At 64.5% G+C, this 21,849-nt stretch carries 16 protein-coding genes; 13 read left to right on the plus strand and 3 right to left on the minus strand.

Annotated features, from left to right (window positions below):
- Nucleotides 1-83: 83 nt before the first annotated feature.
- Nucleotides 84-1,469 (plus strand): tetratricopeptide repeat protein, encoded by a 1,386-nt coding sequence (locus DUGA2_RS00480; RefSeq protein WP_070266590.1) that lies wholly within the window; start codon nt 84-86, stop codon nt 1,467-1,469.
- An 11-nt stretch (nt 1,470-1,480) separates the two neighbouring features.
- On the opposite strand, the gene DUGA2_RS00485 is transcribed toward DUGA2_RS00480, so the two are convergent.
- The gene (locus DUGA2_RS00485) at nt 1,481-3,268 is read right to left on the minus strand and encodes a GGDEF domain-containing protein (protein WP_168167753.1); all 1,788 of its coding nucleotides are present in this window, start codon (nt 3,266-3,268) and stop codon (nt 1,481-1,483) included.
- Between the two features lie 194 nt (nt 3,269-3,462).
- Here DUGA2_RS00485 and DUGA2_RS00490 point away from each other — a divergent pair, with 194 nt between their 5' ends.
- The 6 genes from DUGA2_RS00490 (at nt 3,463) to DUGA2_RS00515 (ending at nt 13,985) form a co-directional block, all read left to right on the plus strand.
- Nucleotides 3,463-4,107 (plus strand): methylamine utilization protein, encoded by a 645-nt coding sequence (locus DUGA2_RS00490; RefSeq protein WP_070266592.1) that lies wholly within the window; start codon nt 3,463-3,465, stop codon nt 4,105-4,107.
- 14 nt (nt 4,108-4,121) lie between these two features.
- Nucleotides 4,122-6,539, plus strand: coding sequence for a bifunctional diguanylate cyclase/phosphodiesterase (locus tag DUGA2_RS00495; protein WP_083296151.1), 2,418 nt, complete (start codon nt 4,122-4,124; stop codon nt 6,537-6,539).
- A gap of 138 nt (nt 6,540-6,677) precedes the next feature.
- Complete coding sequence (locus DUGA2_RS00500; protein ID WP_070266594.1) at nt 6,678-7,763, plus strand: DUF5694 domain-containing protein; 1,086 nt, start codon at nt 6,678-6,680, stop codon at nt 7,761-7,763.
- A gap of 157 nt (nt 7,764-7,920) precedes the next feature.
- On the plus strand, nt 7,921-10,092 hold the full coding sequence (locus DUGA2_RS00505) for a prolyl oligopeptidase family protein (RefSeq protein ID WP_141753144.1): 2,172 nt from the start codon (nt 7,921-7,923) through the stop codon (nt 10,090-10,092).
- Entirely contained in the window at nt 10,089-12,599 is a 2,511-nt protein-coding gene (locus tag DUGA2_RS00510; protein WP_229214556.1) for a zinc-dependent metalloprotease, read from the plus strand. Before DUGA2_RS00505 ends, DUGA2_RS00510 begins: the two co-directional genes overlap by 4 nt.
- A gap of 183 nt (nt 12,600-12,782) precedes the next feature.
- A complete protein-coding gene (locus DUGA2_RS00515; protein WP_070266595.1) occupies nt 12,783-13,985 on the plus strand; it encodes an ammonium transporter in 1,203 nt (400 codons plus the stop codon).
- A 10-nt stretch (nt 13,986-13,995) separates the two neighbouring features.
- On the opposite strand, the gene DUGA2_RS00520 is transcribed toward DUGA2_RS00515, so the two are convergent.
- Nucleotides 13,996-14,571: a helix-turn-helix domain-containing protein gene (locus DUGA2_RS00520; protein ID WP_008448302.1), complete on the minus strand. Its 576-nt coding sequence runs from the start codon at nt 14,569-14,571 to the stop codon at nt 13,996-13,998.
- A 160-nt stretch (nt 14,572-14,731) separates the two neighbouring features.
- Between DUGA2_RS00520 and kbl the strand changes: the two genes are divergently transcribed.
- The 6 genes from kbl (at nt 14,732) to moaD (ending at nt 21,566) form a co-directional block, all read left to right on the plus strand.
- Complete coding sequence (gene kbl / locus DUGA2_RS00525) at nt 14,732-15,937, plus strand: glycine C-acetyltransferase (RefSeq protein ID WP_070266596.1); 1,206 nt, start codon at nt 14,732-14,734, stop codon at nt 15,935-15,937.
- A 26-nt stretch (nt 15,938-15,963) separates the two neighbouring features.
- Nucleotides 15,964-16,935: an NAD-dependent epimerase/dehydratase family protein gene (locus DUGA2_RS00530; protein WP_070267079.1), complete on the plus strand. Its 972-nt coding sequence runs from the start codon at nt 15,964-15,966 to the stop codon at nt 16,933-16,935.
- Nucleotides 16,936-16,966: 31 nt separating this feature from the next.
- The gene (locus tag DUGA2_RS00535; protein ID WP_070266597.1) at nt 16,967-18,370 is read left to right on the plus strand and encodes an L-serine ammonia-lyase; all 1,404 of its coding nucleotides are present in this window, start codon (nt 16,967-16,969) and stop codon (nt 18,368-18,370) included.
- Nucleotides 18,371-18,594: 224 nt separating this feature from the next.
- The gene (gene thrC, locus DUGA2_RS00540) at nt 18,595-20,073 is read left to right on the plus strand and encodes a threonine synthase (RefSeq protein ID WP_070266598.1); all 1,479 of its coding nucleotides are present in this window, start codon (nt 18,595-18,597) and stop codon (nt 20,071-20,073) included.
- Between the two features lie 3 nt (nt 20,074-20,076).
- The gene (gene glp, locus DUGA2_RS00545) at nt 20,077-21,312 is read left to right on the plus strand and encodes a gephyrin-like molybdotransferase Glp (RefSeq protein WP_070266599.1); all 1,236 of its coding nucleotides are present in this window, start codon (nt 20,077-20,079) and stop codon (nt 21,310-21,312) included.
- Nucleotides 21,312-21,566, plus strand: coding sequence for a molybdopterin converting factor subunit 1 (moaD, locus tag DUGA2_RS00550; protein ID WP_070266600.1), 255 nt, complete (start codon nt 21,312-21,314; stop codon nt 21,564-21,566). The genes glp and moaD overlap by 1 nt, the downstream gene beginning before the upstream one ends.
- 9 nt (nt 21,567-21,575) lie before the next feature.
- Here moaD and DUGA2_RS00555 read toward each other — a convergent pair whose 3' ends face one another.
- Nucleotides 21,576-21,809, minus strand: coding sequence for a hypothetical protein (locus DUGA2_RS00555; protein WP_229212155.1), 234 nt, complete (start codon nt 21,807-21,809; stop codon nt 21,576-21,578).
- Between the last annotated feature and the right edge of the window lie 40 nt (nt 21,810-21,849).

The raw sequence follows: 21,849 nt of genomic DNA on the forward strand, positions 1-21,849 counted from the left end.
TCGTTTGAGCGCGCTCAAACTCTAGCCGGGACCGCGTTTTACACTTTAACCAACATTGTGATGTTGTTGGCCAGAGGTGTACCATGAAAAATCATAGCTCGGCGAGGGCAGGATACGACACCTTTTTATGGTACCGGGAGGCGGCCGAGCGCGGCGATCCCTATGCCCAGTTCAACCTGGCCTTGGTCTATAAAAAAGGGCAGGACGTGGCGCGCGACGATGCGTGCGCGTTCCACTGGATGCTCAAGGCGGCCCAGCAGGGTCTGGCGTTCGCCCAGAATCACCTGGGCGTGATGTACTACAACGGCCGCGGCGTCGCCAGCAACGACAAGGAAGCCGTGCGCTGGTTCCGCGCCGCAGCCCTGCAGGGCGAAGTATCGGCGCAGCAAAATCTCGGGCAGATGTATAAAAAAGGGCGCGGCGTGGCCCGCAACGACGAGACCGCCTTGTCGTGGTTTTACCGCGCCTCCGAGCAGGGCGTCGCCAGCGCGCAGACCTTGCTGGGCGAGGCTTATGTGCACGGCCGTGGCGTGCGCCGCAACTATCCGCTGGCGCTGGCGTGGTTCCGCAAGGCCGCGCTGCAAAACGACGCCAGCGCCCAGCTCAATCTTGGTTTGATGTACCGGAACGGCCATGGCGTGGCGCGCAACGATGCGCAGGCGCTGGCCTGGTACCGGCAAGCCGCCGCCCAGGGCTGCGCCGTGGCCGAGCGCATGGTGGGCGTCGCCTACGCCGAGGGGCTGGGCGTGACGCCGGACCTGCTGCGGGCCTACGCCTGGCTGTTGCGGGCGGCGGAGCAGGAGGATGCGGACGCCCAGTTCAATCTCGGCATCATGCTGGCCAACGGCAAGGGCGTGGACCGCGACGACGAACTGGCGTTCATCTGGTACCGGCGCGCGGCCGAGTCCGGCCATGCGCTGGCGCAGTACAACCTCGGCGGCATGTACGCGCGCGGGCGCGGCGTGCCGCGCGACGAGCAGCGCGCGCTGGAATGGTACCGGATGGCGGCCGAGCAGGGCGCGCCCAACGCCCAGTTCAATGTCGGCGTGATGTATGCCAACGGCCAGGGCGTCGCCAAGGACGAGGCGCGGGCGGTGGCCTGGTACCGCTGCGCCGCCGAGCAGGGCGACGCCAGCGCGCAAAACAACCTGGGCGTGATGTACGCCCACGGCCTGGGCGTGGCCTGCGACGAGGAAGTGGCCGTGAACTGGTACCGCAGGGCGGCCGAGCAGGGCCATGCGCTGGCGCAGTTCAACCTGGCCGGCATGTACGGCAGCGGCCGTGGTGTGGCGCGCGACGATCAGGCGTCTTGCATGTGGCTGACGCTGGCGGCGGAAGCTGCCGAATTGGCGGCGGCCAGCCAGCGCAAAAAAACCGAACTGAGCTTGACGCCGCAGGCGATGGCCGCCGCCGGCGAAGCGGCCCGCCGCTGGCGCGCGGCCCACGCCGTGCCGGCACGGCCGGCATGAGCCAGTACTGCTCAGGCGGTCTGCTGGCGGCGATCGATGAACAGGCTGTTGCCGTGGATTTTCTTGGCCTGTTTTTTTGACTCGGCCGCTGCGGTGGCGATCTGGTGGTGGGTGTAGTACTGGTGCGGTTCGACGCGGATCGCGCCTATCGACAAGCTCATCAACGAGTAAAACACTTTCTTCCCTTGCCGGTCTTCGCTGATGTAGCCGCCACGGTCGCGGTCGTCGATGCTGTAGAAGTCCAGCACATGGCGGCTGAACTCGTCCAGGATGGCGCGGCAGCGCGCCTCCCAATCCTCGCTCTGGAACAGGATCATGAAATCGTCGCCGCCGATGTGGCCGATGAAGTCGCGGTCGGCGTCGCTGTGTTCGCTGAGCAGCTTGCCGGTCAGCTGGATGACGTCGTCGCCCCGGCGGTAGCCGTAGACGTCGTTGAAGGGCTTGAAGTGGTCGAGGTCGACATAACAAACCCAGAAGCGCGCGCCGCTTTCCAGCAGCCGGTCGATATGCTCGTTGATCGGCACATTGCCCGGCAACTGGGTCAGCGGATTGGCGTAGCGCGCGGCGTTGATCTGCATCTGCGTGATCTCGCGCATCAGGTCGTGGCCGGTGCCCATGCCCAGGTAGCGGCCCTGGTCGGTGATGATGAAGCCGTTGAACAGATGGTGGGCGTCGGCCTGCACCATGCGGAAACTCAGGTCTTGCAGGCTGGTGTCCTTGTCGGCGATGAGCGCGTTGGCGTCCATGAACTGCTTGCACGATCTTTTGCCGTACAGCTCACGCTGGTAGGGGCGGGCGAAGTGGTCGATCATGTCGAAGCGGCTGATCAGGCCCAGCGGCACGCCATGGTCCACCACCGGAATGATCAGCAGCTTGGGGTGCTTGACGAAGATTTCGTACACCTCGTTGTTGTTCATGCTGGACGGCACGGCGTCGACCTGGTGCAGCAGCTTGTAGATGCTGGCGCCGTGCTTTTCGCCGGCGCGCTGCGGATAGACCGCCACGCCGTTGCGCGCCAGCGCCTTGACCACCTCGGCCGGCGCGGCCCGGGCCGGCTGCGCATGCGGACGGCCCAGGTGGTAGCCCTGGCCGAAGGCGACGCCGACATCGCGCAGCACCAGCAGCTCGGCCTGGGTCTCTATGCCCTCGGCGATGACCAGCGTATCCGACTTGTCGGCGATCTCCTGGATCGAGCGCACGAATTGCAGCTTGACCGGATCGTGGTTGATGCCCTGGATGAAATGCATGTCGATCTTGACATACTCGGGCCGCAGCTCCGACCACAGCCGCAAGCTGGAAAAGCCTTCGCCCAGATCGTCGATGGCGATCTGGAAGCCCATGGTGCGGTAGTGCAGCACCGCCTCGCGCATCAGTTCGTAGTCGTAGGTGGGCTGGTTCTCGGTCAGCTCGATGATGACGCGGTCCGGGTTGATGCCGATCTGGTGGATGTATTCCAGCGTCTCGCCATGGCGGGCGTCGCGCTGCAGCAGGCATTCCGGGCTGACGTTGAGGAACAGCTTGCCCGGCAAATCCAGCTCGGCGAAGCGCTCCAGCACCACGCGCCGGCACAGGTGCTCGACCTCGACCGTCAAGCCGTTGGCGCGCGCCACCTTGAACAGATTCATCGGCGCATGCAGCGGGCTGTCGGAGGGTCCGCGTATCAATCCTTCATAGGCGATGATCTCGCCGCTCTGCATGTGCACGATGGGCTGGAACAGCGCGCTGAGCTGGCGGCGGGCCAGGATGTCGTACAGGTGCGCGCGCAACACCGCCTCTTCGTCCTCGGCCTGGGGCTGCAGATAAATGATGTTGGAGTTGAGGACGGTATTCACAATGTACTTGCCAAAAGTCGGTTTAACTGTACGATCGTATAGAGATTTTGTGACCGGATAATGACTTGTGGAAATAATATATGACTATCGGTAAAAAACAACTCTGCGGATTATTGCCCAGGCGCTACAATCACAACTACCTTACCCGGATCAGGCCACCCATGCACCGTCACCTTGCGCGCCAGGCGCTGTTTTCCCTGCTATTGCTGAGTACGGCAAGTGCCGGCGCCACCGGCATCGCCGTGCAGGTGCAGGACGCCGCCGGCAAGGTGCTGCCCGATACCATCATCTATGTCGAACCGGAAACTGGCGCGGCGAACGGCCGCGCCCCGGCCACGGCGGAGATCGAGCAAAAGGGCTTGAAATTCGTGCCGCTGGTCAGCGTGGTCCAGACCGGCGCCAAGATTTATTTCCCGAACAACGACAAGGTCCGCCACCACATCTACTCGTTCTCGCCGGCCCACAAGTTCGACCAGAAGTTGTATTCCGGTCAGTCGGCGACGCCGCAGATCTTCGATAAGGCGGGTACCGTTGTACTCGGTTGTAATATCCATGACAAAATGGTGGCGTATGTCAAAGTCGTCGATACGCCTTACTTCGCCAAGACCGATGGCGCCGGCGCCGCCCGCATCGAACTGCCGGCCGGCGGCAAGTACGTGGTCAAGGCCTGGCACTACAACACCGTCGGCGGCGCCACGCCGGAACAGGTGTTGACCGTCAAGGCGGGCGACGCGTTGGCAACCGCCGTATTCAAGCTGCCGATGAAACCGCCGGCGGCCGACGACGCGGCGTCGTCCACTCTTTAGGGGATAGTCCGAGCATGCGTATGCGCTTCCGTAGCCTGGAAAGCCGGATCGTCACACTGTTCCTGGTGTTGGTCGTGGCTGTGCAGTTGATCGGCCTGCTGGTGATCCAGCGCGGCATCGACAACAATGCGCGGCTCGCCATCAGCAGCGAGCTCAACAACGGCTCCAAGGTATTCCACCGGCTGTTGGACCAGAACGCCCAAAGCCTGCGCTTTGGCGCGCGCCTGCTGGCGCGCGATACCGCCTTCGTCGCCGCCATCGGCAACAACGACGAGAGCGACCGCGCCACCATCGAATCGGCGCTGGTCAACAGCGGCCGCCGCATCAAGGCCGCGCTGACGATGCTGGTCAGCTCCGAGCGCAAGATCAGCGTCTCGACCAATAACAGCCAGGCGGCCGCGCTGGAAAAACAAGTCGCCAGCATGCTCGACGCCGCCGAGGCGTCGGACGGCGCCAACGGCATCGCCATCGTCGACCACCGGCCTTACCAGATCGTCGTCATGCCGGTCAAGGCGCCGATCACCATCGGCTGGATCGTCATGACCTTCCCGATCGACCGCCAGCTGGCCACCGACATGCGCGAGGTCAGTTCGCTCGACACCACCGTGCTGACCCGCGACCCGCAAGGCAAGTGGCTGGCCGTCGGTTCGACCTTCAACGGCCCGACCGCGCAGACCGTGGTCGACCAGCTGCAAGCCTTGTCCACTGCGCCCACGGGCCCGTTCGACCTGATGCTGGAAGCGGGGCAGTACAGCGCGCGCCTGCTGGCCATCGGCCAGTACGGCGACCAGACCGCCAACGTGCTGCTGGCCCGCTCCATCGACGAAGCGACCGCCGAATACAGCCGCCTGGAACGCTGGCTGATCGGCCTGACGCTGGGCGGCATCTTCCTGTCGGCGCTGGCCATCGTGTTCACCGCCAAGCGCATCGCACAGCCGATCAGCGAACTGGCCGACACCGCCAGGCGCTTGGAGCAGGGCGACTACAAGGGCCAGATCGACACCAGCCGCGAAGACGAGATCGGCGCGCTGGCGCATGCCTTCGACTCCATGCGCGAAGGGATCGCCAAGCGCGAGCAGGAAATCCGCCGCCTGGCGTACTGGGACACGTTGACCAACCTGCCGAACCGCGCGCAGTTCGTGCTGCTGCTGGACGACGCCCTGGCCGAAGCGGCCAAGCGCGAGGAATCCGTGTTCGTGCTGATGATGGACCTGGACCGCTTCAAGCACGTCAACGACGTCATGGGCCACAGCTTCGGCGACGCCTTGCTGCGCCAGGTGGCGGGACGCTTGCAGCTGCTGCTGGCCAACCGCCGGCAATCGTCGGCGCAAGTGGCGCGGCTGGGTGGCGATGAATTCGCCGTGCTGCTGCCGGACTCCGACCTCGATTCCGCGCAGCGCATGGCGGCCGAGATCCTGCAGGCGCTGGAGACGCCGCTGTCGCTGGAAGACCAGATGGTCGACATCGGCGCGGGCCTGGGCATCGCCGGCTATCCTGAACATGGCAACCACGGCGAGGCTTTGCTGAGCATGGCCGAGGTGGCGATGTACGCGGCCAAGCAGCGCAACGACGGCGCCGTGGTCTACGACGCGGCCATGGACAAGTCCAGCGAGAAGAGCCTGTCGCTGCTGACGGAGCTGCGCAACGCCATCGAGCGCAACGAGTTCCGCCTGCATGTGCAGCCGAAGATCATGCTCGATACCGGCAAGGTGGTGGGCATGGAGTCGCTGGTGCGCTGGGTGCACCCGGAGCGGGGCAATGTGTTCCCCGACGAGTTCATCCCCTTCGCCGAACAGACCGGCTTTATCCGCGTGCTGACGCGCTGGGTGATGGAAAAGTCGGCGGAGCTGTGCCATGAACTGGCGGCCAAGGGCTATCCGCTGAAGGTATCGGTCAACCTGTCCACGCGCGACCTGCTGGACCAGGACCTGCCGGCCAAGTTTGCCGAAACGCTGGCCCGCCACAAGCTGGCGCCAAGCTCGTTCTGCCTGGAGATCACCGAGAGCGCGATCATGGACGATCCGGTACGCGCCCAGAACACGCTGGAGCGCCTGAGCGCGATGGGCGTCGATTTGTCGATCGACGATTTCGGCACCGGCTACTCGTCGCTGGCCTACCTGAAGCGGCTGCCGGTGAATGAGCTCAAGATCGACAAGTCCTTCGTTCTGAACATGGAGAACGATGTCGGCGACACCAAGATCGTCCGCTCGACGATCGACCTTGGCCACAACATGGGCCTGCGCGTGGTAGCCGAAGGCATCGAGAGCGAGGCCGTATGGCGGCTGCTGGCGGAGTTGGGCTGCGACCAGGGCCAGGGCTACTTCATGAGCCGTCCCATCCCCGGCGACCAGCTGATTGCCTGGCTGGAGAAATGGCGGGCGCCCATCGCCATCCCGGCGCCGGACTACAGCGAAGTCGAAATGGGCAGTTGATTTTTCGGATGCGCGCATCGCGCTCTATCCGGAAAATTTGCATTTTGGCTAGCTGAATCTGCAGTACATCGCATACTCTGGACGACCATGGCGTGGCCTCCTAAGATGGCGGATTCCATCTATCTGAGGAGGCTTTTCATGCAGCGTTTAATCGCCGGTATCCTTGTTGCCGCCGTCGTCTACGGCTACGTTGGCGCGGCTGAATCGCCGGTCTCGCCGCCATTCAAGCCCGCTGCATTGAAGCTGCAACGGGGGCCGTCGAACGAGGTGCTGGTGCTCGGCACGGCCCACCTGTCGCAACTGCCGAAGACCTTCGATCCCGCTAATCTGAGTTTGCTGATGGACCGCCTGGCAAGCTGGCAGCCGAAGGCCATCGCCATCGAAGCGCTGTCCGGGACGCAGTGCGCTTTCCTGCGCGCCTATCCCGAGCGTTACGCCGATACGGTCAAGACCTATTGCTGGGACACGGCGCCCGCCGCCAGCGCCACCGGCCTTGACGTGCCGGCCGCCACCGCACAAGTAGACCGCCTGCTGGCTGCCTGGCCGTCGGCGCCATCGGCAGGCCAGCGCCGTCAGCTGGCGTCGCTGTTCCTGGCGGCGGGCGAACCCGCGTCCGCAACGGTGCAATGGCTGCGCCTTCCGGCCGAAGAACGGCGCGCCGGCGACGGCTTGACCGACAAGCTGGTGGAGATCCTGGACAAGCTGCGATCAAAACGCAATGAAGACTACCTGATCGCCGCCCAGCTGGCCGCACGCTGCGGGCATGAACGGGTGTACCCGATGGATGACCACACGTCCGACTTCGACGTCGCCGATGAAAAGGCCTACGGCGCGGCGATCATGAAAGCGTGGGACAACCCGTACAGCGCGACGCGCAAGCGCCAGGACGATGCCTTGCGTGCCGACCTGGCGACACCGGCCGGCGTGCTGGCGATGTACCGTGCGTATAACGCCGCCGGCGCCGCCGAATTGGTTTTCCGCGGCGACTTCGGCGCCGCGCTGGAGGAGCCGTCGCCCCAGCATTTCGGCCGCAGCTACGTCAGCGCCTGGGAGACGCGCAATCTGCGCATGGCGTCCAACATCCGCGAGGCGATGTCCGCGCGGCCCGGCGGCCGCACCGTTGTCGTCGTCGGCGCATCGCACAAAGGCTATCTGGAAGCCTACCTGGACCAGATGCACGACGCGCGCATCATCAGCACCGACACGCTGCTGCGCGCCGAATAAAACACGCCGATAACGCTTTCCTATCATTGCTTATTTGTTACAAAGCAAGCTATGATCGACAGCTGCAGCCGTTGTGGCGACGGCTGTCATTGAACCCTGGCGGCGCCGCAGCGCGGTTCGCCGCTTCCGAATATTTTTCGATTTTACGGACTTTCGCATGAAGCATATCAAGCGCGCCGCTCTGGTGGCTGCCGTCCTGCTGGCGCACAGCGCCTCCGCCCAAACCTGCGCCGTTGCCGGCCCTGGCGTGAACTATCCCGCCACCCGCACCGTCGACCAGACCGATGACTATCACGGCGTCAAAGTAGCGGACCCTTACCGCTGGCTGGAAGACGCCAACAGCGACGAGACCCACGCCTGGGTCGTCGAGCAGAACAAGCTGACACAGAATTACCTGTCGCAGATCCCCGGCCGCGACGCGATCAAGAGCCGCCTGACCAAGCTGTGGAACTTCGAGCGCTTCAGCGTGCCGTTCAAGGAAGGCGGCCGCTATTTCTACAGCCGTAACGACGGCCTGCAAAATCAATCGGTGCTGTACACGATGAAGACGCTGGCCGACGTGCCACGCCTGCTGCTCGATCCGAACACGCTGGCCGCCGACGGCACCGTCGCCCTGGCCGGCCTGGCGGTGAGCCCGAACGGCAAATACCTGGCCTACAGCACCGCCGCTTCCGGCTCCGACTGGAACGAGATCAAGGTGCGCGACATCGACAGCGGCAAGGACATCGAAGACCACATCAAGTGGGTGAAGTTCTCCAGCACCGCATGGCTGCACGACGGTTCCGGCTTCTTCTACAGCCGCTACGACGAGCCGAAGGAAGCGACCAAACTGGCCGACGTCAACTACTTCCAGAAGCTGTACTTCCACAAGATCGGCACGCCGCAAAGCGCGGACACGCTGGTGTACGACCGCCCGGACCACAAGGACTGGGGCTTCGGCGGAGAAGTCACCGAAGACGGCCGCTTCCTGATCATCACCGCATCGCAGGGTACGGAGAACAAGAACCGCGTCTACTACAAAGACCTGTCGCGCAAGGACGCCAAGGTGGTGCCGCTGCTGGAGGACTTCGACGCATCGTATAACTTCATCGGCAACGATGGCATGGTGTTCTGGTTCCGCACCGAGCGCAATGCGCCGCGCGGACGCATCGTCGCCATCGACACCCGCAAGCCCGGCGTGTTGAACTGGAAGCAGATCGTGCCGGAGAGCGCCAACACCATGGTGTCCGCTTCCGTGGTCAACAACCAACTGCTGGTGGACTACCTGAGCGACGCCCACAGCCTGGTCAAGGTGTTCGACCTGAAAGGCAAGCCGCTGCACGATGTTGAACTGCCAGGCCTGGGTTCGGCCGGCGGCTTCGGCGGCAAGCGCACGGATACCGAGACCTTCTATTCGTACACCAGCTTCACCACGCCAAGCACCATCTACCGCTACGACCTGAAGGCCAACAAGAGCAGCGTGTATCGCCAGCCGAAAGTGGACTTCGACCCGGCCGCGTTTGAAACCCGCCAGGAGTTCTTCACCAGCCGCGATGGCACCAAGGTGCCGATGTTCATCGTGTCGAAAAAAGGCCTGAAGCTGGACGGCAGCAATCCGACTTATCTGTACGGCTACGGCGGCTTCAACGTCTCGCTGACGCCATCGTTCTCGGTCGCCAACCTGGCGTGGCTGGAAATGGGCGGCGTCTACGTGATGGCCAACCTGCGCGGCGGCGGCGAGTATGGCGAATCCTGGCACGCGGCAGGCACCAAGCTGCAGAAGCAGAACGTGTTCGACGACTTCATCGGCGCGGCTGAATGGCTGATCGCCAACAAGGTGACGTCGCCGGCCAAGCTGTCCATCGGCGGCGGCAGCAACGGCGGCCTGCTGGTCGGCGCGACGATGACGCAACGTCCGGACCTGTTCGCGGCGGCTATCCCGCAGGTGGGCGTGCTGGATATGCTGCGCTTCCATAAATTCACCATCGGCTGGGCATGGACCTCGGACTACGGTTCATCCGACAACGCCGACGAGTTCAAGGCGCTGATCAAGTACTCGCCGCTGCATAACCTGAAGAAGGGCACCTGCTACCCGGCCACCATGATTACCACGGCCGACCATGACGACCGCGTGGTGCCGGCGCACAGCTTCAAGTTCGCCGCCACCGCGCAAGCCGACCAGGGTGGCGCGGCGCCTATCCTGATCCGCATCGACAGCAAGGCCGGCCACGGCGCAGGCAAGCCGACCACCAAGCAGATCGAGGAAGTGGCGGACCGCTGGGGCTTCCTGAGCCGCGCGCTGAAGATGGACGGCGCCGCACAGGCGGTCAAAGCCGCAGGCCAGCAGTGAGGCCCGCGCCGGCCACCGGGCCGCTGCTGCTCGCCATCCTGATGCTGGGCGTGGCGCCAGCGGCGCCGGGGCTGGCAAGCGCCGCCGACAGCGCGGCCGCCACGCCTGCGCCGGCATCGGCGAAGAAGATCGTCGATGCCACGCGCGGCCTGCAATCGCAGCCGGGCTTCATCGACGTCTGGCGCGACACGGACAAGGGCAGGGTACTGCTCTCCGTGTCGTCGTTAAGCCAACCCTTTCTGCTGCTAAGCTCCTTGCCGTATGCGCTGGGCTCGAACGATGTCGGCCTCGATCGCGGCCAGCCGGGCGAGATGCGCATGGTGCGCTTTGAAAAACACGGCGCCCGCCTGTTCCTGGTGCAGGAGAACACCAGCTTCATCGCCGCCTCTGCGGACAAGGACGAACGCGCGGCCGTCGCCGAGTCGTTTGCCAGCGGCGTGCTGTGGTCCGGCGAGATCGTCGCCAGCGAGGGCGAACGCCATCTGGTCGATTTCTCCAGCTTCCTGCTGGCCGACCGCCACGGCATCGCCGCGCGGCTGGCCGCCGCCAAGCAAGGCGGATATCAGGTCGATGCGGCGCGCAGCGCAGTGCTGGCCGAGCAGGCCAAGGCCTTTCCCGACAACGTCGAACTGGAGGCGCTGCTGACATTTGCCGGTCCGGGCCAGGCCGACTACGTGCGCCAGGTGGCCGCGGACGCAAGCAGCCTGTCGCTGCGCCAGCGCATCAGCATGGTGCGCCTGCCCGCCGTCGGCGCGCAGGCCGGCGCTTGGCGGCCGCGCAGCTATCATCCGTACTCCGGTGGCTTCGACGTCAACTACTACGACTTCGCCACGCCGCTCGCCAGCAGCATCGACGTGCACTGGCAGGTGCGGCACCGCCTTGAAAAGACCGATCCGTCGGCGGCGGTCAGCACCGTCAAGAAACCCATCGTTTACTACGTCGACCGTGGCGCGCCGGAGCCGGTGCGCTCGGCCCTCATCGCGGGCGCCTCCTGGTGGGCCAGCGCCTTCGAGAAGGCCGGCTTCAAGGACGCCTACCGCGTCGAGCTGCTGCCCGAGGGCGTGGACGCGATGGACATCCGCTACAACGTGATCCACTGGGTGCACCGCGCCACGCGCGGCTGGTCCTACGGGAACGCGTTGGCCGACCCGCGCACCGGGCAGATCATCCGTGGCGCCGTCACGCTGGGTTCCCAGCGCGTGCGCCAGGACATCCTGATCGCTGAAAGCCTGCTTGCGCCGTACGGCAGGAACGCCCCGGCCGACAAGCAGAAACTGGCCGAAGCGATGGCGCTGGCGCGCCTGCGCCAGCTGGCCGCGCACGAGGTCGGCCACACGCTGGGCTTCGCCCACAACTTCGCCGCCAGCCGCATGGGCAATGGCTCGGTGATGGATTACCCGCACCCCATCCTCAGGCTGGACGCCAAGGGCAACGTCGATATCGCCGATGCCTACGGTGTCGGTGTGGGGCCGTGGGACGACTACATCGTCAAGTACATCTACGGCGACTTTGGCGGCGGCGCGCAGGAACAGGCTGCGCTGGCCAAGCTGCGCGCCGATGCGCGCGCGGCCGGCATGCTGTACTCCAGCGACCAGGACGACCGCTCGCCCAGCTCCAGCCATCCCGACGGCCTGCTGTGGGACTTCGGCCCGGACTCGATCAAAACCTGGGACCAGCTGGGCGCCGTGCGCCAGCGCGCGCTGCAAACCTTCTCGGTCGATGTGCTGCCGGATGCACGCCAGATCGGCGAGCTGGAAGCGAGGCTGGTTCCCGTCTATCTGCTGCAGCGCTATCAGGGCGAGGCCGTCGCGCGCTTGATCGGCGGCGGCGATTTCGATTACGCCAGCAGCGGCGACGTCAAAGCCGGCATCGCCAAGGCTGGCGTCAAGGCCACGCCGGCGGCCGTGCAGCGCCAGGCCCTGAGCCGTTTGGTGGACAGCCTGCGCGCCGAGTATTTGGCGTTGCCGGCCGGCGTGCTCGATATCCTGACGCCGCCGGCGATGGGCCATGAACGCAGCCGTGAGTACTTCGCCACCCGTATGGATTCGGTGTTCGACGCCTTCTCGATCGCCGAGGCGGGCGCCGCGCAGACCGCCGGCTTCCTGCTCGACCCGGCGCGCATCAACCGCGTCGCCTGGCAGCACGCGCGCGACGCGCAGCAGCCGGGCGTGCAGGAGGTGCTGGCGCTGCTGCTGCAAAAGACCTGGAAGCGCGAGCCGGTACCGGCCTCGGTGGCAGGTGGCGAGGCGGTACAGCTGGCCGCCAACTGGGTCGTGGTCGACGCCACGCTCAACCTGCTCGACGGCGGCAAGCTGCATCCGCAGGTGGCGGCGGAAGTGCGCCAGTCCGCGCGAGAGCTGGCGCAGTGGCTGCAGAAAAATCCGGGCAAAGGCGTCACCGCCGACAGCCGCAAGCAGGCCGCCGAGCTGATAGCGGCCTACCTGAGCGATCCGCGCAGCGTCAAACTGCGCGCCATGCCGGCGATCCCGCCGGGCGCCCCGATCTGACCCGCCAACGCCGTGCGCACCAACATGACGCCTTATTTCGGTGCGCACGGCCTTGGTGCAGCTTCATGCACAAAATAAAAACACCGTGAAATCAAGTACTTAAAATTTGCACCAAATTGGAACGAATATTGCTTTTAACGATACTCGTTGTCAATTTTTGCATTATTTTGGGGAGAGATTTTGATGGGTGGATACAAAGACGGCGCCGATGCATTGTTCATATTGCTCGGCGCCATCATGATTTTGGCCATGCATGCCGGTTTCGCGTTTCTAGAGCTGGGCACGGTGCGCAAGAAAAACCAGGTCAACGCGCTGGTCAAGATCCTGGTGGACTTTGCCGTATCGACGATTGCGTATTTTTTCGTCGGCTACAGCATCGCCTATGGCGTCAATTTCTTCTCCTCGGCCGAGGTGCTGGCCGCCAAGAACGGCTATGAGCTGGTCAAGTTCTTCTTCCTGCTGACCTTTGCCGCCGCCATCCCGGCGATCATCTCGGGCGGCATCGCCGAGCGGGCCCGCTTCCATCCTCAGCTGATCGCCACCGCGCTGCTGGTGGGCCTGGTCTATCCGTTCTTTGAGGGGATAGTCTGGAACCACCGCTTCGGCGTGCAGGAGTGGCTGGCCTCGGCCTTCGGCGCCGAGTTCCACGACTTCGCCGGCTCGGTGGTGGTGCACGCGGTGGGCGGCTGGATCGCGCTGCCGGCGGTGCTGCTGCTCGGCGCGCGCCGTGGACGCTACATGAAGAACGGCGCCATCGCCGCCCATCCGCCGTCGTCGATTCCCTTCCTGGCGCTGGGCGCGTGGATTTTGACGGTGGGATGGTTCGGCTTCAACGTCATGAGCGCGCAGGCGCTGGACAAGATGAACGGCCTGGTCGCCGTCAACTCGCTGATGGCCATGGTCGGCGGCACGCTGGTCGCGCTGCTGATGGGGAAGAACGATCCCGGCTTCGCCTACAACGGTCCGCTGGCCGGGCTGGTGGCGGTGTGCGCCGGCTCCGACCTGATGCACCCGCTGGGCGCGCTGGCCACCGGCTGCATCGCCGGCGCGGTGTTTGTGTGGATGTTCACCCTGGCGCAAAACAAATGGAAGATCGACGACGTGCTGGGCGTGTGGCCGCTGCACGGCCTGTGCGGCGCCTGGGGCGGCGTCGCGGCGGGCATCTTTGGGCAGAAGGCGCTGGGCGGCATAGGCGGCGTATCGTTCGCCGCGCAGCTGGGCGGCACCGCGCTGGGCGTGGCGATTGCGCTGGCGGGCGGCTTTGCCATCTACGGAGCGCTCAAAGCCACGCTGGGCCTGCGCCTGGACCCGGAGGAAGAGTTCCAGGGCGCCGACCTGTCGATCCACCGCATCAGCTCCACGCCGGAGCGTGAAGCAAATTGGTAAATAGTTAAGCTTATCGGTGTATCACCACCAGCAGCGCCTTCGCCTCGGTCTTGCCGACGTTGCGGATGATGTGCTGCTGGTCTCCCGGGTAGCGCGCCGTGCTGCCCAGCTTTACCTTCTTCTTGTCCGGGCCGACCTCCACCTCCACCGAACCGTGCAGCAGCGTCAGGTGCTCCTGCGCGCCGGGATCATGGCCCTGCGAGGCCAGTTCGCCACCAGGCACCAGCGTCAGTTCATACCACTCATATTTGCTGGCCAGCTCCAGCGGACCCAGTATGCGCAGCACATAACCGGCGTGATGGCCGGGCAGGGTGGGGATCTCGTGCGCCTCGATCACGCGCACCGTCTCGGTCTGCCGCTCGGCCGTCGCCAGCAGCTCGCCGATCTGCACGCCCAGCGCGTTGGCCAGCCGCCAGGTGATGGCGATGGTCGGATTCGCCTTTTCCCGCTCGATCTGGGACAGCATCGATTTGGAGACGCCGGCGATGCGGGACAAATCCTCCAGCGTCAGGCCACGGGCCAGGCGCAGCCGCTGCAGGGCGGCGCCGACTTCTGGAGGTGCATTCGTCGAAACGGGAGTATTCATTGTTTTATTCGGCAGATGGGCTAAATTTCAAGTGAATCGCCGCGCGCGCATGGCTTGCGCAGTTCACTGGTGTTCTGTAATATTCGATATATTGAATTTGAGTTCGACATAACGGATTTCGTATAACGCAGTGAAATCGTACCACAGACAGGGACCCATCATGACCATTCCAGCAAAAACCACCTTCTTCAGCGGCCTGCAGCAGAACCTCGACCAATTGCGCGAGCAGGGCCTCTACAAGCCAGAGCGCGTGCTGGCTTCGCGCCAGGGCGCGGAAGTGACGAGCGAGGATGGTCGAATGCTGATCAATATGTGCGCCAACAACTACCTGGGCTTGTCCGGCCAGGAGTGGGTGGCGCAGGCGTCCATTGAGGCGACCGAGAAGTATGGCTACGGCCTGTCGTCGGTACGATTCATCTGCGGCACCCAGACCGTGCACAAGCAGCTGGAGCAGGCGATCTCCAAGTTCCTCGGCACCGAAGACACCATCCTGTACGCGGCCGCCTTCGACGCCAACGGCGGCGTGTTCGAGCCGCTGTTCGACGAGAACGACGCCATCATCTCGGACGCGCTGAACCACGCGTCGATCATCGACGGCATCCGCCTGTGCAAGGCCGCGCGCTTCCGCTATGCCCATAACGATATGGCAGACCTGGAAGTGCAGCTGCAAGCGGCCGCCGGCAAGCGCCATAAAGTCATCGTCACCGACGGCGTGTTCTCGATGGACGGCACCATCGCCCAGCTGGACAAGATCTGCGACCTGGCCGACAAATACGGCGCGCTGGTGATGATCGACGAGTGCCATGCCTCCGGCTTCATGGGCGCGACCGGCCGCGGCACGCACGAGCACCACAACGTCATGGGCCGCATCGACATCATCACCGGCACCCTGGGCAAGGCCCTGGGCGGCGCGATGGGCGGCTTCACCTCGGCGCGCAAGGAAGTGATCGACATGCTGCGCCAGAAATCGCGTCCTTACCTGTTCTCGAACACGCTGGCGCCTTCGATCGCCGGCGCCTCGCTGGCCGTGCTGCAAAGACTGTCGGAATCGACCGAGCTGCGCGACCGCCTGCACGAAAACACCGCCTTCTTCCGCAAGGAGATCGAGCGTATCGGCTTCACCATCAAGCCGGGTACGCACCCTGTCGTTCCTGTCATGTTGTTCGACGCGCCCGTCGCGCAGAAATTCGCGGCACGAATGTATGAGCTGGGCGTTCTGCTCAGCGGCTTCTTCTACCCGGTGGTCCCGATGGGCCAGGCGCGCGTGCGTGTCCAGCTGTCGGCGGCCCACACCCGCGCGCAGCTGGAAACCGTGCTCAAAGCATTCGAACAGGCAGGCCATGAACTCGGCCTGCTGAAGAACTAAACATGAAAATCGTCAGGAACAATAATATGAACACTCAAGAACGCATCCTCGTTATCGGCGCCAATGGCCAGATCGGCAGCGAGCTGGTAGAAGCGCTGGCCGCTCAACACGGCGCGCAGAACGTCATCGCCGCCGACATCAGCCCGACCAATCTGTACAACGCGGCGCGCTACACCACGCTCAACGTGCTGGATAAGGTCGCGCTGTCGGCGCTAGTCACCGACGAGGGCATCACCCAGGTCTACCAGCTGGCGGCGATGCTGTCGGCCACCGGCGAAGCGGCGCCGCTGAAAGCCTGGACGCTGAACATGGACGGCCTGCTCAACATCCTGGAAGTGGCGCGCGAACGCGGCGCCATCGGCAAGCCGCTGCGCATCTTCTGGCCTTCGTCGATCGCCGCCTTCGGCCCGAACACCCCGGCCGTGAACACGCCGCAAACCACGGTGATGGACCCGACCACGATCTACGGCATCAGCAAGCTGGCCGGCGAGCGCCTGTGCGAGTACTACTTCATCAAGTATGGCGTGGACGTGCGTTCGATCCGCTACCCAGGCATCATCAGCTTCAAGTCGCCACCGGGCGGCGGCACCACCGACTACGCCATCGCCATCTTCCACTCGGCGCTGCGCGGCGAACGCTATGAGTGCTTCCTCGGCCCGCAGACCACGCTGCCGATGATCTACATGCCCGATGCGATCCGCGCCACCATCGAACTGATGGACGCGCCGGCAGCACAAGTGAAGGTCCGTTCCGCATACAATGTGGCCGGTGTATCCTTCAACCCCGAGCAACTGGCCGCCGCGATCACCCGCGCACTGCCGGACTTCAAGATCGGCTACAAGCCGGACAGCCGCCAGGCCATCGCCGACACCTGGCCGCAAAGCCTGGACGACGCCACCGCGACCGCGGACTGGGGCTGGAAAGCCCGCATCGGCGTCGACGAGATGGTGGCCGACATGCTGGCCAACGTCGACGTCCACCTGGGCAAAGCAGCGTAATTCAACACACTATAAAAAAGAGAGACATCTGATGGACATGAGCGTATTCGACCTGTTTAAAATCGGCATTGGGCCGTCGAGTTCCCACACTGTGGGGCCGATGGTGGCGGCACGCCGTTTTCTGCTCGATAGCGCTCCGCTGGACGATGTCACCGGCGTCACCGCCGAGCTGTATGGTTCGCTGGCGCTGACCGGCATCGGCCACGCGACCGACAAGGCGGTGATCCTGGGTCTGATGGGCGAAACCCCGCAGGACGTGGTGCCGACCAGCGTCGACGTCCAGCTGGCGCAGGCCGAGCAGGCCGGCGAACTGCGTCTGCTGGGCACCCACAAGGTGCCGTTCAAGCGCGGCGTCAACCTGGTGTTCCACATGGCCGAATCGCTGGCCGAGCACCCGAACGGCATGCGCTTCACGCTGACGCGCGCCGACGGCAGCACCTTCAGCAAGGTGTACTACTCCGTCGGCGGTGGCTTCATCAAGGAGGAGGGCGAGGCCCACCAGGCCGCGCCGACGGTGGGCAGCGCGCCGGCTGCCGAGATTCCATTCGCCTTCGATACGATGGACCAGCTGCTGGCCCATGGCGAGCGCACCGGCCTGACCATACCGCAGATGCTGCGCACGAACGAAAACGTCAAGCGCAGCGACGAGGAAGTCAACGCCGGCATCGACAAGATCTGGCATGTGATGCGCGACTGTATCGCCCATGGCCTGGACACGCCGGGCCAGCTGCCGGGCGGCTTGAACGTCAAGCGCCGCGCCGCCAACCTGTGGAAGCAGGCCAGCGACGCCAAGGCCTCCGACAACCGCGCCAACGACCTGCCGCACGATGCGCTGCACCAGGTCAGCCTGTACGCGATGGCGGTCAACGAGGAAAACGCCGCCGGCGGCCGTGTCGTCACGGCGCCGACCAATGGCGCGGCCGGCATCATTCCGGCGGTGCTGCGCTACTACGCGGAAGACTGCAAGCCCAGCGACCCTGTCACCGGCGTGCGCAACTTCATGCTGACGGCTGCCGCCATCGGCATGCTGTGCAAGCGTAACGCGTCGATCTCCGGCGCGGAAATCGGCTGCCAGGGCGAAGTGGGCGTGGCCTGCGCGATGGCTGCGGCCGGGCTGGTGGCGGCGCTGGGCGGCACCAACGCCCAGATCGAGAACGCGGCCGAAATCGGCATCGAGCATCACCTGGGCATGACCTGCGACCCGATCGGCGGCCTGGTGCAGATTCCGTGCATCGAGCGTAACGGCATGGGAGCGGTCAAGGCGATCACCGCCGCCTCGCTGGCGCTGAAGGGCGACGGCACCCACTTCGTCAGCCTGGACGAAGTGATCGAAACCATGCGCCAGACCGGCGCCGACATGCAGGCCAAGTACAAGGAAACGTCGCTGGGCGGCCTGGCGATCCACGTGATCACGGTGAACCACGCGGCTTGCTGATTACTACTGGGTCATACTACTGGGGTCAAGTCTGACATTCGGACACGAGCTCTGCCGTAGCGGCTGCTAGGGCAGAGCTCGTGTCCGAATGTCAGACTTGACCCCAGGGTTGGGTGATGGCAAAACAACAGGATTTTACGGGAATCGGCCGGGCGCACTATAATATCCGCTCGCTTCGCACCGTTCTGCCTTTTAGCCGTTAGCTCAACCGGACTTTCTAATCTATGCAATACGTGTCTACCCGCGCCGCCGCATCGGCCGCCGCTTCGTCTTCCCAACAATTCTCCGACATCCTTCTGGGCGGCCTGGCCGTCGACGGCGGCCTGTTCCTGCCGACCGCCTATCCGCAAGTGACCGGCGCCGAACTGGATGCCTGGCGCCAGCTGTCCTATGCCGACCTGGCATTCGAGATTCTGAAGAAGTTCGCGACCGATATTCCTGAAGCCGACCTGCGCGCGCTGACCGCCAAGACCTACACCAAGGAAGTCTACAAGAACGCCCGCAAAGGCGAAAAAGCATCCCAGATCACGCCGCTGCGCGTGCTGGAAGAGGGCGAAAACGGCACCAGGCTGGTATTGCAGGCGCTGTCCAACGGCCCGACCCTGGCCTTCAAGGACATGGCAATGCAGTTGCTCGGTAATCTGTTCGAATACACGCTGGCCAAGCAGAACGCGCAGCTGAACATCTTCGGCGCCACCTCCGGCGATACCGGCAGCGCCGCCGAATACGCGATGCGCGGCAAGCAGGGCATCCGCGTGTTCATGCTATCGCCGCACAAGAAGATGAGCGCCTTCCAGACCGCGCAGATGTTCTCGCTGCAGGATCCGAATATCTTCAACATCGCCATCGAAGGCGTGTTCGACGACGCGCAGGACATGGTCAAGGCGGTCTCCAACGACCTGCCGTTCAAGGCCAAGCAGAAGATCGGCACCGTCAATTCGATCAACTGGGCGCGCGTCGTGGCGCAGGTGGTGTACTACTTCCGGGGCTACCTGTCGGCGACTACGTCCAACGACCAGAAGGTGTCGTTCACCGTCCCGTCGGGGAACTTCGGCAACATCTGCGCCGGCCACATCGCCCGCATGATGGGCCTGCCGATCGACAAGCTGGTCGCCGCCACCAATGAAAATGACGTGCTCGACGAATTCTTCCGCACCGGCGTCTACCGCGTGCGCAAGTCGTCCGAGACCTATCACACCAGCAGCCCGTCGATGGACATCTCCAAGGCGTCCAACTTCGAGCGCTTCATCTACGACCTGGTGGGCCGCGACGGCGACCGTACCCGCGCGCTGTTCCAGAAAGTGGAAACCCACGGCGGCTTCGACTTGTCCGGCAAGCCGGGCGCCGATGGCGACGAGTTCAAGCTGGTGGCCAAGTACGGCTTCAAGTCCGGCAAGTCCACCCATGACGACCGCCTGAACACCATCCGCGACGTGGCCGACGATTACGGCATCGTCATCGACACCCACACCGCCGACGGCATCAAGGTCGCGCGCGAGAACCTGGAGCCGGGCGTGACGATGATCGTGCTGGAGACCGCGCTGGCCGCCAAGTTCAACGAAACCATCCTCGATGCGCTGGGCGAGGACGCCGAACGTCCGGAAGGCTTCGAGAACATCGAAGATCTGCCGCAGAAGTTCGTCGTCATGCCGCCGGACGTGGAGAAGATGAAAGCCTACATCGCCACGAACACCGGCCTGTAAAAAATGAGCGACGAATCCAAGCCCAAGTTTCAGCCCAAACCCCTGCTGGCGGTCGGCGAAGCGCTGGCTCTGATGGCCGCCGCCGCGCGTCCGCTGGCCGACGTGGAAGTGGTGCCGACGCTGACGGCCAACGGCCGCGTGCTGGCGAAGGCGCAGGTGTCGGAGATGAACGTGCCGGGCCGCGACAACACGCAGATGGACGGCTACGCGGTGCGCGCAGCCGATTGCGTCGGCGGCAATGCGGCGCTGACGGTGTCGCAGCGCATTCCGGCCGGCCATGTCGGCCAGCCTTTGCTGCCGGGGACCGCTGCGCGCATCTTCACCGGCGCGCTGATCCCCGAGGGCGCGGATGCAGTCGTGATGCAGGAACAGTGCGAACTGGTGGGCAATCTGGTGACGATACGCCATGCGCCGAAGTCCGGCGAATGGATACGCCGCGCCGGCGAGGACATCACCAACGGCAGCGTGATTCTGCCGTCCGGCACGCGCCTGCGCAGCCAGGAGCTGGGGCTGGCGGCATCGGTCGGACTGGCCGAATTGCCGGTCAAGCGCAAGCTGCGCGTGGCCGTGTTCTTCACCGGCGACGAGTTGACGATGCCGGGCGAGCCGCTGGCGCCTGGCGCCATCTACAACTCCAACCGCTTCACGCTGCGCGCGCTGCTGGAAAACCTGGGCTGCGAGATCAGCGACTTCGGCATCGTGCCCGATTCGCTGGATGCCACGCGCTCGGTGCTGCGCGAGTGCGCGCAGGCCCATGATTTGATCATCACTTCCGGCGGCGTTTCGGTCGGCGAGGAGGATCACATCAAGCCTGCCGTCGAGGCGGAGGGCAAGCTGAATATGTGGCAGATCGCCGTCAAGCCGGGCAAGCCGCTGGCGTTCGGCGAGGTGGGCAAGGCGTTCTTTGTCGGCCTGCCGGGTAATCCGGTGTCGAGCTTTATCACTTTCCTGATGTTTGTGCGGCCTTTCCTCCTTCGCCTGCAAGGCGTGACGGAAGGGCTGGCGCCGCGCTCGTTCGCGATGCGCGCCGATTTCCACTGGCCGAAGGCGGACAAGCGCAACGAGTTCCTGCGCGCCCGCATCAATGCCGCCGGCGGCCTGGAACTGTTCACCAACCAGAGTTCCGGCGTTTTGACGTCGACGGTGTGGGGCGACGGCGTGATCGATAATCCGCCGGGCCAGACCATCGCCGCCGGGGACACGGTTCGATTTATACCGTTTAGCGAGTTAATGTACTGATGGCTGTTACTGTCAAATTTTTCGCCAGCGTGCGCGAGGCGCTGGGTGCGTCGTCCGAGACGCTGGAGCTGCCGGCTGGTGTCGGCACCGTGGGCGACTTGCGCGCCCACCTGGCCGCGCGCGGCGACGCCTGGCAGCAGGCGTTGGGGAATCCCGCTCTGCGCATGGCCTGCAACCAGGTGATGTGCGGCGCCGATGCGGCGCTGGCCGACGGCGCCGAGGTGGCGTTCTTCCCGCCCGTCACCGGCGGCTGAAGCAGCCGCTCAAGGTTTCTTTGCCTTGGCGCCGGCATTGCGCGCAGCGGCCAGGTCGTCGCACATGCCGCAGGCCTTGGCGTTGCGGTAGCGCCGCCACGCGGCATAGGTGAAAATGCCGGCTGCGGCCAGCGCCCAGACGGCGGCGCTCAGATAGTCTTCGCGCGTGGTCGAGCCTTTGATCCATTCCACCGCCGCCAGTATCGCAAACAAGGGCACCGCGGCCTGTAAATAGCGTTTCATCCAGAATGTCGCGCCCATCATGTCTCCTCTAACAATGTCT

It is taken from the genome of Duganella sp. HH101, from assembly GCF_001758795.1.
Classification (GTDB): domain Bacteria; phylum Pseudomonadota; class Gammaproteobacteria; order Burkholderiales; family Burkholderiaceae_D; genus Rugamonas; species Rugamonas rivuli.

Bases quoted from the DNA above. Each gene is read 5' to 3' on its own strand.
- thrC (WP_070266598.1), top strand. From the start codon at position 18,595: ATGCAATACGTGTCTACCCGCGCCGCCGCATCGGCCGCCGCTTCGTCT.
- moaD (WP_070266600.1), top strand. From the start codon at position 21,312: ATGGCTGTTACTGTCAAATTTTTCGCCAGCGTGCGCGAGGCGCTGGGT.
- DUGA2_RS00530 (WP_070267079.1), top strand. From the start codon at position 15,964: ATGAACACTCAAGAACGCATCCTCGTTATCGGCGCCAATGGCCAGATC.
- DUGA2_RS00515 (WP_070266595.1), top strand. From the start codon at position 12,783: ATGGGTGGATACAAAGACGGCGCCGATGCATTGTTCATATTGCTCGGC.
- DUGA2_RS00555 (WP_229212155.1), bottom strand. From the start codon at position 21,809: ATGAAACGCTATTTACAGGCCGCGGTGCCCTTGTTTGCGATACTGGCG.
- DUGA2_RS00480 (WP_070266590.1), top strand. From the start codon at position 84: ATGAAAAATCATAGCTCGGCGAGGGCAGGATACGACACCTTTTTATGG.
- kbl (WP_070266596.1), top strand. From the start codon at position 14,732: ATGACCATTCCAGCAAAAACCACCTTCTTCAGCGGCCTGCAGCAGAAC.
- DUGA2_RS00490 (WP_070266592.1), top strand. From the start codon at position 3,463: ATGCACCGTCACCTTGCGCGCCAGGCGCTGTTTTCCCTGCTATTGCTG.
- DUGA2_RS00520 (WP_008448302.1), bottom strand. From the start codon at position 14,571: ATGAATACTCCCGTTTCGACGAATGCACCTCCAGAAGTCGGCGCCGCC.
- DUGA2_RS00495 (WP_083296151.1), top strand. From the start codon at position 4,122: ATGCGTATGCGCTTCCGTAGCCTGGAAAGCCGGATCGTCACACTGTTC.
- glp (WP_070266599.1), top strand. From the start codon at position 20,077: ATGAGCGACGAATCCAAGCCCAAGTTTCAGCCCAAACCCCTGCTGGCG.
- DUGA2_RS00500 (WP_070266594.1), top strand. From the start codon at position 6,678: ATGCAGCGTTTAATCGCCGGTATCCTTGTTGCCGCCGTCGTCTACGGC.
- DUGA2_RS00505 (WP_141753144.1), top strand. From the start codon at position 7,921: ATGAAGCATATCAAGCGCGCCGCTCTGGTGGCTGCCGTCCTGCTGGCG.
- DUGA2_RS00535 (WP_070266597.1), top strand. From the start codon at position 16,967: ATGGACATGAGCGTATTCGACCTGTTTAAAATCGGCATTGGGCCGTCG.